Raw genomic sequence first — 13,651 nt, 5'->3', positions numbered from 1 at the left:
GGGTGCGGATGTCCGGAACGGGCGCGGCGTGGCGCGTGGCCGCAGGTGTCCGGAACGGGCGCGACCCGGCGGTGGCCCGGCGGACACAGAGGCCGCCGTACGATTGATCGATGCCTCTTTCCTTTCGAGACCTGCCCATTCGTGACGACCTTCGCGGCCTGACACCGTACGGCGCACCTCAGCTCCACGTGCCGGTTGCCCTGAACGTCAACGAGAACTCGCACCCGATCCCGGAGGCGGTCGCGCACGACATCGTCGCGGGCCTCGCCGAGGCGGTCCTCGGCATCAACCGCTACCCGGATCGCGAGTTCACCGCGTTGCGGGAGAGCCTCGCCGGCTACCTCGGCCACGACCTCACGGGCGAGAATATCTGGGCCGCCAACGGCTCGAACGAGGTGCTGCAGCAAATGCTGCAGGCATTCGGCGGGCCGGACCGCACCGCGCTGGCTTTCCCGCCCACGTACTCGATGCACTCGATCATCGCCTCCATCACCGGAACCCGCTGGGTCACGGGCGAGCGCGACGCCGACTATGAACTCTCGCCTGAGACGGTCGAACGCTGGATCAAGAAGACTGATCCCGACATCGTGTTCCTCTGCTCGCCGAACAACCCGACCGGCACACCGGTATCTCTCGAGACCATTGAGGTCGCGTACGCGGCTACCCGCGGCATCCTGATCGTCGACGAGGCCTACGCCGAGTTCATGCCGGCGGGGGAGCCGAGCGCCCTCACCCTGCTGCCCGGCCGGGAACGCCTCGTGGTGTCCCGCACCATGAGCAAGGCCTTCGCGTTCGCGGGCGCCCGGCTCGGCTACCTGGCGGCCGACCCGTCGGTTGCCGACGCGCTGCGGCTCGTCAGGCTGCCGTACCACCTCTCCGCGCTTACCCAGGCGGCCTCCCTCGCGGCGCTCGCCCACGCCGATGAGATGCTCGCGATGGTTGACGACATCCGCGGCCAACGCGACCGGCTCCTGGAAGAGCTGCCGCGCCTCGGCCACCCGGTGCTGCGCAGCTGGACCAACTTCGTGCTGTTCGGCGGCGTCGCCGACCCGAGCGCCACCTTCGAGGCGCTGCTGCAGCGAGGCATCCTGATTCGCGACATTGGCATCCCGCACCACATGCGTGTCACCGCCGGCACCGAGCAGGAGACCACCCAGTTCCTCGCGGCCTTGGCCGAACTCGGCTGACGAATAGGATTGATCAATGGCTAATCAGCGCGTCGCCCAGCTCCAGCGGGAGACCAGTGAGTCGAGCATCCGTCTGTCGGTCAACCTCGACGGCACCGGCACCTCCGACATCCGGACCAGCGTCCCGTTCTTCGACCACATGCTCACCGCGTTCTCGAAGCACTCGCTCATCGACCTCGAGGTGCACGCCACCGGCGACACCCACATCGACGTGCACCACACGGTCGAGGACATCGGCATCGTGCTCGGCAAGGCCATCGGGCAGGCGCTCGGCGACAAGGCCGGCATCGCCCGGTACGGCGACGCCCACGTGCCGCTCGATGAGGCGCTCGTCCGCGCCGTCGTCGATGTCTCCGGCCGTCCCTACCTCGTTCACAGCGGCGAGCCGGCGGGTTTCGAGTTCCACCTGATCGGCGGCCACTTCACCGGCTCGATGGTCCGCCACGTCTTCGAGGCGATCACTCACCACGCGGCACTCACGGTGCACATCACGGTGCTCGGCGGACGCGACCCGCACCACATCGCCGAGGCCGAGTTCAAGGCGTTCGCGCGTGCCATGCGCCAGGCGGTTGCTCCGGATGCCCGAGTAAGCGGCATCCCGTCGACTAAGGGCGCGCTGTAGTCGTGACCAGGCCATCCGTCGTCGTCTACGACTACGGGAGCGGGAACATCCACTCCGCAGCCAAGGCTCTCGAGGCCGCCGGGGCGGATGTCACGGTGACCGGCGACAAGGCAGCCGCGATGGAAGCCGACGGGCTCGTCGTGCCCGGCGTCGGCGCCTTCGCCGCGGTCATGCAGCAGTTGGCAACGGTCCGCGGCCCAGAGGTGATCGACCGGAGGCTGGCCGGCGGACGCCCGGTGCTCGGCATCTGCGTGGGCATGCAGGTCATGTTCGAATCCGGCCTCGAACGCGGGCAGAACACCGAGGGCCTCGGCGAATGGCCCGGCGCCGTGGAGAGCCTGGGCACCCCGGTGCTCCCGCACATGGGCTGGAACACGGTCGAGGCGCCCGAGAACTCACGGCTCTTCGCAGGCGTCAGCGATGAGCGCTTCTACTTCGTCCACTCGTTCGCGGCCCGGCAGTGGACCCTCACCGACACCCCGTTCTCCCACCCGGCTGTCACCTGGGCGGAGCACGATGGCGTGCGCTTCGTCGCGGCGGTGGAGAACGGCCCACTGGCCGCGACCCAGTTCCACCCGGAGAAGTCCGGCGAGGCCGGGCTGCGGCTGCTGTCGAACTGGGTCGGGTCACTGCGGAAGTGACTAGTATCTAAAGCTTGCGCGTACGGCGCCGCGCGACCTCACACAGCACCAACACCCTTCAAGAAAGCGACCATGAGCGAGTTCAATACGATCCCGGGCCTCACCCTGCTTCCGGCGGTCGACATCGCAGACGGCAAGGCCGTCCGCCTCACCCGAGGCGAAGCGGGAACCGAGACCAACTACGGCGACCCGGCAGATGCCGCGGCGGACTGGGTGGCTCAGGGAGCCGAGTGGATCCACCTCGTCGACCTCGACGCCGCGTTCGGCCGCGGTACCAACCACTCGGCCATCCGCCGCGTCATACGCGCCGCGCGTGGCGTCAACATCGAACTCTCCGGCGGCATCCGGGATGACCAGACCCTCGAGACGGCTCTCGCGAGCGGCGCTAAGCGCATCAACCTCGGCACCGCGGCACTCGAGAACCCGGTCTGGGCCGCCCACGTCATCGCCGAGTACGGTGACGCGATCGCTGTCGGCCTCGATGTGCGCGGCACGACGCTCGCCGCGCGCGGCTGGACCCGGGACGGCGGCGACCTGTTCGAGGTCATGGACCGGCTCGAGGAAGCCGGATGCGCGCGCTACGTCGTCACCGACGTCACCAAGGACGGCACGCTCCAGGGCCCCAACCTGGAGCTGCTGCGCATGGTCGCCGAGCGCACCGACAAGCCGATCATCGCCTCCGGCGGCGTCTCCAGCCTTGACGACATCGCCGCCCTGCGCGAGCTGGTGCCGCACGGCCTGGAGGGCGCCATCGTCGGCAAGGCACTCTACGCCGGCGCGTTCACCCTGGCTGAGGCGCTCGACGTCGCATCCGGATGACCGGACCCACCGACTCCGCAGGCCAGCCGTGGGCTGGCAGGCACTTCGAGCCCAACCCCAACGCCGACGATGACGGCAGCGCGCCGCCCGAGCTGATCGACGCGATCGACCGGTTCCACGCAGGTCAGGCGGATCAGGCGGCCGTCGTCGACGTCCTCCGCGATGCGCGCGTGCTGATCCCGCTCCTCGCGAAGGCAGGAGAGTTGGGGCTGAGCGACGATGGCAAGCTCATCGACAAGACGCAGGAGCTCGCGATCGTCACTGTGAAGGGCCCGGATGGCCGCTCCGTGATCCCGGTGTTCAGCTCGGTCGGCGCGATGTCGGCGTGGAACCCCACCGCGCGGCCCGTTCCCGCGACCGGTGTGCGCGTCGCGCTCGCGGCCGCGAGCGAACACACCGACCTCGTCGTGCTCGACCCGACATCACCGACCGAATTCGGCGTGCGCCGCCCAGCGCTGTGGTCGATGGCGAAGCAGCAGCCGTGGACACCGGCCTTCTCCGACGTCGCGGTCGCCGCCGAGTTCGACCGGTCGGTCGCCGACGAGCCGGCGGTCGTCGCGCTTCAGCTCGCCCCGGGGGACCCGGATGCGCGCCTGGCCGGTCCGGAACTCCTGGTCGTGCTCACCCTCATTGACGGACTCGACGCAGAGCAGCTCAAGTCACTGTTCGCGCGCCTGAACGAGCGCTGGTCCGCCAGCGAGCTGATCGCCGAACGGGTCGACTCGGTCGAGGTCAGGCTCGCCCGCGCCTAGTTGACCGGGCCGGTGTACTTCTCCCCGGGACCCTTGCCTGGAGCATCCGGGATCACCGACGCCTCTCGGAACGCGAGCTGCACGCTTCGCAACCCGTCGCGCAGTGGACGAGCGTGGTGGTCGCCGAGCTCCGGCGCGGCCGCGGTGACCAGACCGGCCAGGGAGTTGATGAGCTTGCGCGCCTCATCGAGGTCGGTCTGCGACTCGGGGTCGTCGGCGAGGCCGCATTTGACTGCGGCAGCGCTCAGCAGGTGGATCGCGACGGTGTTGATGACCTCGACCGCGGGGACATCCGCGATATCGCGGGCAGCGTCGTTGCCCAGGTCGTCGGTGAAGGTGTCGCTCATCAGTGCATCCTCTGTTAGAATCGTCCGGGCCCTGAGAAACGATTACGTGTTCTCGGTGCGAAAGTGGAGATTCTCCCACCCGCGTTGACCGCCTCATCAAGGTTACCGGGTCGAATGGCACTCCGCCGCCGGCGCAATCCGGGGGTAGGTTTGGGTGCCGTTGCCGCGTGAGAATTCTCAAGCGCGGCAGGTGGGTTTCCTCTCTCGCGCTCCGGATAAGCATCCGCTTTTCGGTTTGGCAGCAGATTTTCACGAATGAGGAGCTCCCTATCAGCGAACCCCGTACTAACGACCGGATCCGGGTGCCCGAGGTCCGACTCGTCGGACCCAGCGGTGAGCAGGTCGGCGTCGTCAAGATCGACGTCGCGCTTCGTCTTGCCCAGGAGGCGGACCTGGACCTTGTAGAGGTCGCGCCGAACTCCAAGCCGCCCGTGGCGAAGATCATGGACTACGGCAAGTTCAAGTACGAAGAGGCGCAGAAGGCCAAGGAGGCCCGGCGCAACCAGGCGAACACCGTGCTGAAGGAAGTGCGCTTCCGCCTCAAGATCGACAAGCACGACTACGAGACCAAGCGCAAGCGCGCCGAGGGCTTCCTGCTGGCGGGTGACAAGGTCAAGGCGATGATCCTGTTCCGCGGTCGCGAGCAGTCGCGTCCGGAACTGGGCGTCAAGCTGCTGCAGCGCTTCGCCGAGGATGTCGCCGAATTCGGTTCGGTCGAGTCCACCCCGACCATCGACGGTCGGAACATGGTGATGGTCATCGGCCCTCACAAGAACAAGTCAACGGCGAAGGCCGAGGCGAACGCCCGACGGGATGCGTCCAAGCCCCACCGGGATGCCGCGCCCGAGTCGCACGAAGAGACCACAGAAACGAAAGAGGAAAAGGATGCCTAAGCAGAAGACCCACTCGGGGACCAAGAAGCGGTTCAAGGTCACCGGCAGCGGAAAGGTCATGAAGCAGCAGGCGGGCATGCGCCACAACCTTGAGGTCAAGTCGGGCCAGCGCAAGCGTCGCCTGAACCAGGACCAGGTCATCGCGCCTGCCGACGTCAAGAACATCAAGAAGCTTCTCGGCAAGTAACTGCGGCCGAAGACACGATAAGGAACTTACACAAATGGCAAGAGTGAAGAGGGCCGTCAACGCCCACAAGAAGCGTCGCGTCATCCTCGAGCGCGCATCCGGCTACCGCGGCCAGCGTTCGCGTCTCTACCGCAAGGCGAAGGAGCAGGTCACCCACTCGCTCGTCTACGCGTACCGTGACCGCCGTTCACGCAAGGGCGACTTCCGTCGCTTGTGGATCCAGCGCATCAACGCGGCGGCACGCGCGAACGGCATGACCTACAACCGCTTCATCCAGGGCCTGAACCTGGCCGGCATCGAGGTCGACCGTCGCATCCTCGCCGAGCTCGCGGTCAACGAGCCTGCGACCTTCGCGTCGATCGTCGAGGCCGCCAAGGCCGCTCTTCCGGCCGACACCTCGGCTCCCCGGGAGACCGCAGCGAAGTAGTATTTCTTACATGGCGATCATCGACAATCCACGGTCACCGAGGGTTCGAGCGGTTGCCAAGCTTTCCAACAAGGCAGCCCGGTCTGAGACCGGGCTGTTCCTTTTGGAGGGACCGCAAGCGGTAGCCGAGGCCCTCGCGTACAGACCAGAACTGGTCGTTGAGCTGTACTCGACGCCGACTGCGCTCGACCGTTACACCGACATCGCCCAGACCGCGGTCGACGCGGGGGTCGATGTCGAGTTCGTCAGCGAGCAGGTGCTGGACTCGATGGCCGACACCGTGACGCCGCAGGGCATCGTCGCGGTGTGCGCCCAGTTCCCGACCGCGGTGAAGGACATCCTCCGCCCGGGGCACGCGAAGCTCGTGGCCATTCTCGAAGAGGTGCGCGACCCTGGTAACGCCGGAACCATCATCCGGGCAGCGGATGCGGCGGGTGCTGACGGCGTGATCCTCACCGGGCGCACGGTCGACCTCTACAACCCGAAGGTCGTGCGGGCCTCGACCGGTTCGATCTTCCATGTGCCGATCGCGGTCGGCGCCGATCTCGACACGGTCATCGAGCGCGCTCGCGCCGCCGGTCTCCAGGTGATCGCCGCCGATGTCAAGGGTGACGACCTGCTTCAGTCGCGGATCTCGGGTGTGCTTGCCGGGCCGACCGCGTGGCTGTTCGGCAACGAGGCCCACGGACTCGAGGACGAGCACCTGTCGCTGGTCGACCGCGTTCTCACCGTTCCGATCTACGGCAACGCCGAATCGATGAACCTCGCGACCGCGGCATCCGTCTGCCTGTACGAGTCGGCATTCGCGCACCGCTCGGCCTGACGCATCTCACGTCGATCACAACCGGCGTTTTGGTTTGACCGCATAGTGCGCGCTGTGGTCAACTGATCAAATGCAAGGAAGCGCAACCGATCCTCTCGTTGTGATCGACGAGGTCAATAAGCACTATGGCGATCTTCATGTGCTGAAGGACATCAACACGACCGTCCGTCGCGGCGAGGTCGTCGTGGTGATCGGCCCGAGCGGTTCCGGCAAGTCGACGCTCTGTCGAGCGATCAACCGCCTCGAGACGATCGACTCGGGCACGATCACGATCGACGGCAAGAAGCTGCCCGAAGAGGGCAAGGGTCTCGCCCAGTTGCGCGCCGATGTCGGCATGGTCTTCCAGTCGTTCAACCTGTTCGCGCACAAGACCGTGCTCGAGAACGTCACGCTCGGCCCCCGCCAGGTGCGCGGAATGAGCAAAGCGGATGCCGACAAGCAGGCGATGCAGCTCCTCGAGCGCGTCGGTGTCGCCAACCAGGCGAACAAGCTTCCCTCCCAGCTGTCCGGCGGGCAGCAGCAGCGTGTCGCCATCGCGCGGTCACTTGCCATGGACCCGAAGCTGATCCTGCTCGACGAGCCGACGAGTGCGCTCGACCCGGAGATGATCAACGAGGTGCTCGAGGTGATGATCGGGCTGGCAAAGGACGGCATGACCATGGTCGTCGTCACCCACGAGATGGGCTTCGCGCGCAAGGCTGCCAATCGCGTGCTGTTCATGGCCGAGGGTGAGATCGTCGAAGAAGCCACCCCCGAGCAGTTCTTCTCGAACCCGCAGACGCCGAGAGCGAAGGATTTCCTCTCGAAGATCCTTACTCACTGACCGGTGAGCTAAGAAACACAGCATCTAGGAGGAACCATGAGACTCAAAAAGGGTCTGATGATTTCAGCAATGGCTTTGACGGGCGCACTCGCGCTCGCAGGCTGCGCCGACACTGGCACCCCGGGCACCGCGCCCGAGCCCAACACCGAGGTCGAGTTCGAGGCCGGCACAACGATGGCCGCGCTCAACGAGGCCGGAACGATCAAGATCGGCACCAAGTTCGACCAGCCGCTGTTCGGCCTGGTTGGCCCTGACGGCAAGCCCGTCGGATTCGATGTCGAAATCGGCAAGCTCGTTGCAGCAGCGCTCGGCATCCCCGAGGACGGCATCGAGTGGGTTGAGACCGTTTCGGCGAACCGTGAGGCGTTCATCGAGAACGGCACCGTCGACATCGTCATCGCGACGTACACGATCAACGACGCCCGCAAGGAAGTTGTCTCGTTCGCCGGGCCGTACTACAACGCTGGTCAGGACATCCTCGTTCTCGCGGGCAACCCCGAGGGCATCACCGGCCCCGCGGACCTCGAGGGCAAGAACGTCTGCAGCGTCGCGGGTTCGACGTCAGAGAAGAACATCGCCGAGTACGGGGTGAACCTCATCACGAGCGACACGTACTCGAACTGCCTTGAGCCGCTGCGCCAGGACCGCGTGATTGCCGTCACCACCGACAACGTCATCCTGGCCGGCCTCGCCGACCAGAATGAGGGCGAGTTCGAGGTTGTCGGCAACCCGTTCACCGAGGAGCCCTACGGCATCGGCCTCGCGCTCGATGACGACGAGTTCCGCAACTTCATCAACGACGTGCTCGAAGCAGCGTACGAGGATGGCAGTTGGGTGGCCGCGTGGGAGTCCACCGCGGGCAAGGTGCTGAAGACGCCGGAGCCCCCGGCAGTCAACCGCTACTAAGTCACACCACAGTGGGCCCATCCGCGCCAGCGGGTGGGCCCACCGTGACCACACAGTTGGGAGAGGGGATGCATGGACGCGATCATTGACGTGACGCCGGCATACCTTGCGGGATTCTGGACCACCCTGCAGCTGCTGGTGATCTCCGGAATCGGAGCCTTCATCGTCGGAGCGATCATTGCGGTCATGCGGATCTCCCCGGTGCCGTCGCTTCGCGCTTTCGCGACCGTGTACACCGAGGTCCTCAGGAACGTGCCCCTGTTGCTCGTGCTCATGTTCTGTGCGCTCGTGCTGCCGATTCTCGGCTCCGACCTCGACTACTTCCCGCTAGCCCTCATCGGGCTTACCGCCTATACGTCACCGTTTGTGGCCGAGGCGATCCGTTCCGGCTTCAACGGCGTGCCGGTCGGGCAGGCGGAGGCCGCGCGAAGCATCGGCATGGGTTTCACCCAGACGGTCGGTCTCGTCGTTCTTCCGCAGGCTGGACGCATGGTTGTGCCACCACTCATCAACGTCTTCATCGCACTCACCAAGAACACCTCGGTCGCCGGGATCTTCTTCGTCGACGAGCTCTTCAAGCAGACCAACGCTGGCGCGCGTGACAACCCAGACGCTGTCATCCTGATCCTGCTGTACGCGGCGCTGCTGTATCTGTGCGTTACGGTTCCCCTCGGACTCATCGCGGGCGCCATCGAGAAGAGAGTGGTGGTGATGAGATGAGCCTGACCGTTCTCTATGACGCGCCGGGACCGAAAACCCGTCGCCGCTCGATGATCGCGTCCATCGTCGGTGTCATTGTGATCATCGCGTTCTTCTTCTGGATGTACGTGACGCTTGCTGCACCGCGTGTGAACGAGACCAGCGGCGTCACCACCCCCGGCATGTTCGATCCGTCGCGCTGGGACATCATGGCCGACCCGGTCGTCTGGCAGTCATTCGGCGAAGCCACTGTCAACACGCTTCGCATGGCGGCGGTCGCCGCTGTTCTCGCCCTCATGATCGGCATCCTGTTCTCGTTCGGTCGAGCCGCGCGGATCACCTGGGTGCGAGTGGTAACCGGTGTCATCCTGGAGTTCGTCCGCGGCATCCCTGTGCTGCTCATGATTTTCTTCGTGTTCCTCGTCTTCACCGCAGGCTCGTACTGGTCCGGTGTCTTCGGCCTGGCGCTGTACAACGGTGCGATCATCGGCGAGGCATTGCGCGCCGGCATCCGGTCGCTTCCTCGCGGACAACGCGAGGCGGGCCTCTCCGTCGGCCTGACCCCGATGAAGTCATGGATCCTGATCGAGTTCCCGCAGGCTTTCCGGCAGATGCTGCCGATCATCCTGGCCCAGCTCGTCGTGCTGCTGAAGGACACATCGCTCGCGTACATCGTGAGCTACCCGGAGCTTGCGCGCACGATCAGCAACAACCGCAACTTCTACGGCAGCCGCTACATGTTCACGCTGTTTGTCGTCGGGTTGGTCATCTACCTGGCGTTGAACCTGACGGTCTCGTGGATCGCCCGGTTTGTCGCGCGCCGCAGCGGTCCGCGGCTCGGTAAGGCGGATCTGAACGTTCCGATGGCGTTGGGTGCTGAGGGAACGCGAGCGATCACGCTGCCGGTGCTGGAGCGGGATCGGCCGCCCGACCCGGGCCACTAAACTTGGGTCTCGTGCCTGAACCCGTTATTCCTGAACACGCAGTAGCCGAAGCAGTCGAGAACGCCCTCGCGGCCATCCGCGAGTGCGAGACGCTGAGCGAGCTGAAGTCGGCGCGCTCCGCCCACGCAGGGGAGAATTCGCCGCTCGCGCAGCTGAACTCGCGGTTGCGCGACGTGCCGAACGACCAGAAGGCAGCATCCGGCAAGCTCGTCGGTCAGGCGCGCGCCCGAGTCAACCAGGCGATCGCCGCGCGTGAGGCCGAACTGTTCGAGGCCGAGGAGACCGCGAGACTCGCCGCAGAAGCGGTTGATGTAACGGCCGTCCCGTCGCGCTGGACGGCAGGTGCGCGGCATCCGCTCAGCCTGCTCATGGAGCACATCGGGGACGTGTTCGTCGGCATGGGCTGGGAGATCGCAGAAGGCCCGGAGCTCGAACACGAGTGGTTCAACTTCGACGCCCTCAACACCGACGCCGACCACCCGGCCCGCAGCCTGCAGGACACCTTCTTCGTAGACCCCGCCGATTCGCAGCTTGTGCTGCGCAGCCAGACCTCGACGGTGCAGATCCGCAGCCTGTTGGAGCGTGAACTGCCCGTTTACGTGATCGCGCCGGGCAAGGTGTTCCGCAAGGACGAGCTCGACGCCACCCACACGCCGGTGTTCCACCAGATCGAGGGCATCGCGATCGACCGTGGCCTGACCATGGCGAACCTGCGCGGCACGCTCGAGCACTTCGCGCGCAACATGTTCGGCGCCGAGGCGAAGATCCGGCTGCGCCCCAACTTCTTCCCGTTCACCGAGCCGAGCGCAGAGATGGACGTCTGGCACCCCGGTGCCAAGGGCGGAGCCCGCTGGGTGGAGTGGGGCGGATGCGGCATGGTCAACCGGAACGTGCTGCGCGCGGCCGGAGTCGACCCGGACGAGTACCAGGGCTTCGCGTTCGGCATGGGCGTCGAGCGCACCCTCCAGTTCCGCAACGAACTGAACGACATGAGGGACATGGTCGAGGGCGATATCCGCTTCTCGCAGCAGTTCGGGATGGTGGTGTGATGCGCGTCCCGATCAGCTGGCTGCGTGAGTACGTCGATGTCCCCGAGGACATCAGCGCTGAGGGGCTGCAGGCCGCCCTGGTCAAGGTCGGCCTGGAGGAGGAGAGCGCCTACGGCTTCGACGTGACCGGACCGGTCGTCGTCGGGCAGGTGCTCGAGTACGTCGATGAACCGCAGAGCAACGGCAAGACGATCCGCTGGTGCCAGGTCGACGTGGGCGACGGTGAGCCCCGGGGGATCGTGTGCGGCGCGCACAACTTCCACGCCGGCGACAAGGTCGTGGTGTCGCTGCCCGGTGCCGTGCTGCCCGGCCCGTTCCCGATCTCCGCGCGCAAGACCTACGGCCACGTCTCCGACGGCATGATCGCCTCGGTCCGCGAACTCGGCATCGGGGAGGACCACGACGGCATCCTGCGTCTCGCCGAGCTGGGCCTCGACCCGGAGCCGGGAACGGATGCGATCAGCCTGCTCGGCCTGGACGATTGGGCGGTCGAGGTCAACGTGACCACCGACCGCGGGTACGCGCTGTCGATCCGCGGCATCGCCCGTGAGTACTCGCACGCGACCGGCGCGGCATTCCGGGACCCGGCGAGACACCAGCCGGCTGACGATGCCCGCACCGCAGTCGAGGAGTCGCCGGTTCCGGTGTCCATCGACGACCGCTCTCCGATCCGCGGCCGCGTCGGCTGCTCCATCTTCGTGACCCGCGTGGTTCGCGACGTCGACCCGAGCCGGCCGACCCCGGCCTGGATGGTCGCGCGGTTGGCGCTTGCGGGCATCCGGTCGATCTCGCTGCTTGTCGACATCACCAACTACGTGATGGTCGAGCTCGGACAGCCGATTCACGGGTACGACCTCGACAAGCTCACCGGTGGCATCACGGTGCGCCGTGCGACGCCGGGCGAGAAGCTCACGACGCTCGACGACAAGGAGCGCACGCTCAGCCCCGAGGACCTGCTGATCACCGACGACTCCGGGCCGATCGGCCTCGCGGGCGTCATGGGTGGGGCAACCACGGAGATCAGCGACAGCACCACCAATGTGCTGATCGAGGCCGCCAGCTTCGACTCAGTGTCGATCGCCCGTACCGCACGCAGGCACAAGCTGCCCAGCGAGGCGAGCCGCCGCTTCGAGCGGGGCGTCGACCCCGCTGTGGCCGAGCCGGCTGCAGCGCGAGTCGCCCAGCTGCTCGTCGAACTCGCCGGCGGCACCGACACCGGCGCGGTGTACCGCGTCGGCGAGGTTCCGGAGCGCGAGTCGATCTTCCTGCCGCAGGGCTACGTCAACGGCATCATCGGTGCCGACTTCGCTGACGGCGAGATCCTGAACGCCCTGACCCAGATCGGCGCGGCTGTCCAGCCGGTTGACGGCGGACTCACGGTAACGCCGCCAACCTGGCGTCCCGACCTGCTCGACCAGGCCGACCTGGCGGAAGAGGCCGCGCGAATCGTCGGCTACGACCGCATCCCATCCGCGCTTCCGGTCGCGCCGCCCGGCCGCGGTCTCACGCGTGAGCAGCGGCTGCGCCGCGCCGCCGCGAATACGCTCGCGGCAGCCGGGCTCACCGAGGTGCTCGCCTACCCTTTCGTCACGACCGCAGCCAACGCGACATTCGGAACCCCGGACGGCTCGCCTGCGCACGCGTTCACCCTCGTGAACCCGCTCGACCCGACGTCACCCGAGCTGCGCACGAGCCTCGTCCCCGGGCTCATCGACATCGCCAGGCGCAACCTGTCCCGCGGCTTTGTCGACTTGCGGATCTTCGAGGCGGGCGTGGTGTACCTGCGGGACCCGGAGCGTCGCTACGGGCTGGCGACGATCCCGAGCGGAACGGCCAAGCCGAGCGATGACGAGCTCGCCGCTTTGGCCGAGCAGATCCCGCAGCAGCCGCTGCGGATCGGCGCGCTGTTCGTCGGCAACACCATTGAACGTCAGCCCGGTCAGGGTGCCGTTCCCGCGGGACTCAGCGACGCGCTTGACGCCGCCCATCAGGTGGCGTTCGCGGTCGGCGCCGAGCTGCGCATCCGTCAGGGCAGCCACGCCGCGCTGCACCCGGGCCGCACAGCGGAGCTCCTCGTCGACGAAACTCGCGTTGGCTTCGCAGGCGAGCTGCTGCCCGCGCTTGCCGAGGAGCACGACCTCCCACGCGTTGTCGCCGTTGTCGAGCTCGACCTGGGTGCGCTGATCGACCTGGCACCGCGAGAAGTTGTGCCGACCCCGATCTCCGGCTACCCGGCGGCCACGCAGGATGTGTCGCTGGTCGTCGACCAGGCGGTGCCGGCGGATGACGTGCTCACTGCACTGATTGACGGCGCGGGCGAACTGCTCGAGCAGGCTCACCTCGTCGACGACTACCGCGGGACCGGCCTTCCGGATGGCGCGAAGTCGCTCACGTTCGCCCTGCGGTTCCGTGCGCCCGACCGCACGCTCACCGCGGCGGAGGCGACCGAGTCCAAGCTCGCGGGCGTTGCCGTCGCGGCCGAGCGGCACGGCGCGAGCCTTCGCGACTGAGGCTCCCAGGTCGGACGGTAGA

At 66.8% G+C, this 13,651-nt stretch carries 16 protein-coding genes; 15 read left to right on the top strand and 1 reads right to left on the bottom strand.

Annotation, left to right across the window (positions count from 1 at the left end; translation table 11 throughout):
* Positions 1-110 precede the first annotated feature (110 nt).
* From IRG63_RS11640 to IRG63_RS11620, 5 genes are all read left to right on the top strand, one after another.
* The gene (locus IRG63_RS11640) at positions 111-1,187 is read left to right on the top strand and encodes a histidinol-phosphate transaminase (protein ID WP_193510214.1); all 1,077 of its coding nucleotides are present in this window, start codon (positions 111-113) and stop codon (positions 1,185-1,187) included.
* Between the two features lie 16 nt (positions 1,188-1,203).
* Positions 1,204-1,809 (top strand): imidazoleglycerol-phosphate dehydratase HisB, encoded by a 606-nt coding sequence (gene hisB, locus IRG63_RS11635; RefSeq protein WP_168627635.1) that lies wholly within the window; start codon positions 1,204-1,206, stop codon positions 1,807-1,809.
* Between the two features lie 2 nt (positions 1,810-1,811).
* Complete coding sequence (gene hisH, locus IRG63_RS11630; protein ID WP_168627634.1) at positions 1,812-2,450, top strand: imidazole glycerol phosphate synthase subunit HisH; 639 nt, start codon at positions 1,812-1,814, stop codon at positions 2,448-2,450.
* Between the two features lie 72 nt (positions 2,451-2,522).
* Positions 2,523-3,269 (top strand): bifunctional 1-(5-phosphoribosyl)-5-((5-phosphoribosylamino)methylideneamino)imidazole-4-carboxamide isomerase/phosphoribosylanthranilate isomerase PriA, encoded by a 747-nt coding sequence (gene priA / locus IRG63_RS11625; protein ID WP_168627633.1) that lies wholly within the window; start codon positions 2,523-2,525, stop codon positions 3,267-3,269.
* Positions 3,266-4,021 carry an SseB family protein gene (locus IRG63_RS11620; RefSeq protein WP_168627632.1) on the top strand — a complete coding sequence of 252 codons (756 nt, stop codon included), beginning with the start codon at positions 3,266-3,268 and terminating at the stop codon, positions 4,019-4,021. The genes priA and IRG63_RS11620 overlap by 4 nt, the downstream gene beginning before the upstream one ends.
* Here IRG63_RS11620 and IRG63_RS11615 read toward each other — a convergent pair.
* The gene (locus IRG63_RS11615) at positions 4,018-4,368 is read right to left on the bottom strand and encodes a DUF1844 domain-containing protein (protein WP_168627631.1); all 351 of its coding nucleotides are present in this window, start codon (positions 4,366-4,368) and stop codon (positions 4,018-4,020) included. The genes IRG63_RS11620 and IRG63_RS11615 overlap by 4 nt on opposite strands.
* 302 nt (positions 4,369-4,670) lie before the next feature.
* Here IRG63_RS11615 and infC point away from each other — a divergent pair, with 302 nt between their 5' ends.
* From infC to pheT, 10 genes are all read left to right on the top strand, one after another.
* Entirely contained in the window at positions 4,671-5,261 is a 591-nt protein-coding gene (infC, locus tag IRG63_RS11610) for a translation initiation factor IF-3 (RefSeq protein WP_370566246.1), read from the top strand.
* Complete coding sequence (rpmI, locus tag IRG63_RS11605) at positions 5,254-5,448, top strand: 50S ribosomal protein L35 (protein ID WP_168627630.1); 195 nt, start codon at positions 5,254-5,256, stop codon at positions 5,446-5,448. Before infC ends, rpmI begins: the two co-directional genes overlap by 8 nt.
* A 34-nt stretch (positions 5,449-5,482) precedes the next feature.
* Positions 5,483-5,875, top strand: coding sequence for a 50S ribosomal protein L20 (rplT, locus tag IRG63_RS11600; protein WP_168627629.1), 393 nt, complete (start codon positions 5,483-5,485; stop codon positions 5,873-5,875).
* Between the two features lie 16 nt (positions 5,876-5,891).
* Positions 5,892-6,698 (top strand): RNA methyltransferase, encoded by an 807-nt coding sequence (locus IRG63_RS11595; protein WP_193510282.1) that lies wholly within the window; start codon positions 5,892-5,894, stop codon positions 6,696-6,698.
* A gap of 70 nt (positions 6,699-6,768) precedes the next feature.
* Complete coding sequence (locus IRG63_RS11590) at positions 6,769-7,521, top strand: amino acid ABC transporter ATP-binding protein (protein ID WP_168627628.1); 753 nt, start codon at positions 6,769-6,771, stop codon at positions 7,519-7,521.
* Positions 7,522-7,590: 69 nt separating this feature from the next.
* Positions 7,591-8,427: a glutamate ABC transporter substrate-binding protein gene (locus tag IRG63_RS11585; RefSeq protein ID WP_227412057.1), complete on the top strand. Its 837-nt coding sequence runs from the start codon at positions 7,591-7,593 to the stop codon at positions 8,425-8,427.
* A 72-nt stretch (positions 8,428-8,499) separates the two neighbouring features.
* Entirely contained in the window at positions 8,500-9,147 is a 648-nt protein-coding gene (locus IRG63_RS11580) for an amino acid ABC transporter permease (RefSeq protein ID WP_193510213.1), read from the top strand.
* A complete protein-coding gene (locus tag IRG63_RS11575) occupies positions 9,144-10,070 on the top strand; it encodes an amino acid ABC transporter permease (protein ID WP_168627625.1) in 927 nt (308 codons plus the stop codon). The genes IRG63_RS11580 and IRG63_RS11575 overlap by 4 nt, the downstream gene beginning before the upstream one ends.
* 11 nt (positions 10,071-10,081) lie before the next feature.
* Entirely contained in the window at positions 10,082-11,119 is a 1,038-nt protein-coding gene (gene pheS, locus IRG63_RS11570) for a phenylalanine--tRNA ligase subunit alpha (protein WP_168627624.1), read from the top strand.
* The gene (pheT, locus tag IRG63_RS11565; protein ID WP_193510212.1) at positions 11,119-13,629 is read left to right on the top strand and encodes a phenylalanine--tRNA ligase subunit beta; all 2,511 of its coding nucleotides are present in this window, start codon (positions 11,119-11,121) and stop codon (positions 13,627-13,629) included. The genes pheS and pheT overlap by 1 nt, the downstream gene beginning before the upstream one ends.
* The last annotated feature ends 22 nt before the right edge of the window (positions 13,630-13,651 follow it).

It is taken from the genome of Cryobacterium sp. BB736, assembly GCF_014980265.1.
Classification (GTDB): Bacteria; Actinomycetota; Actinomycetes; order Actinomycetales; family Microbacteriaceae; genus Terrimesophilobacter.
Note: the sequence above shows the minus strand (reverse complement) of the source record. Positions and strands in the feature narration are given on the sequence as shown.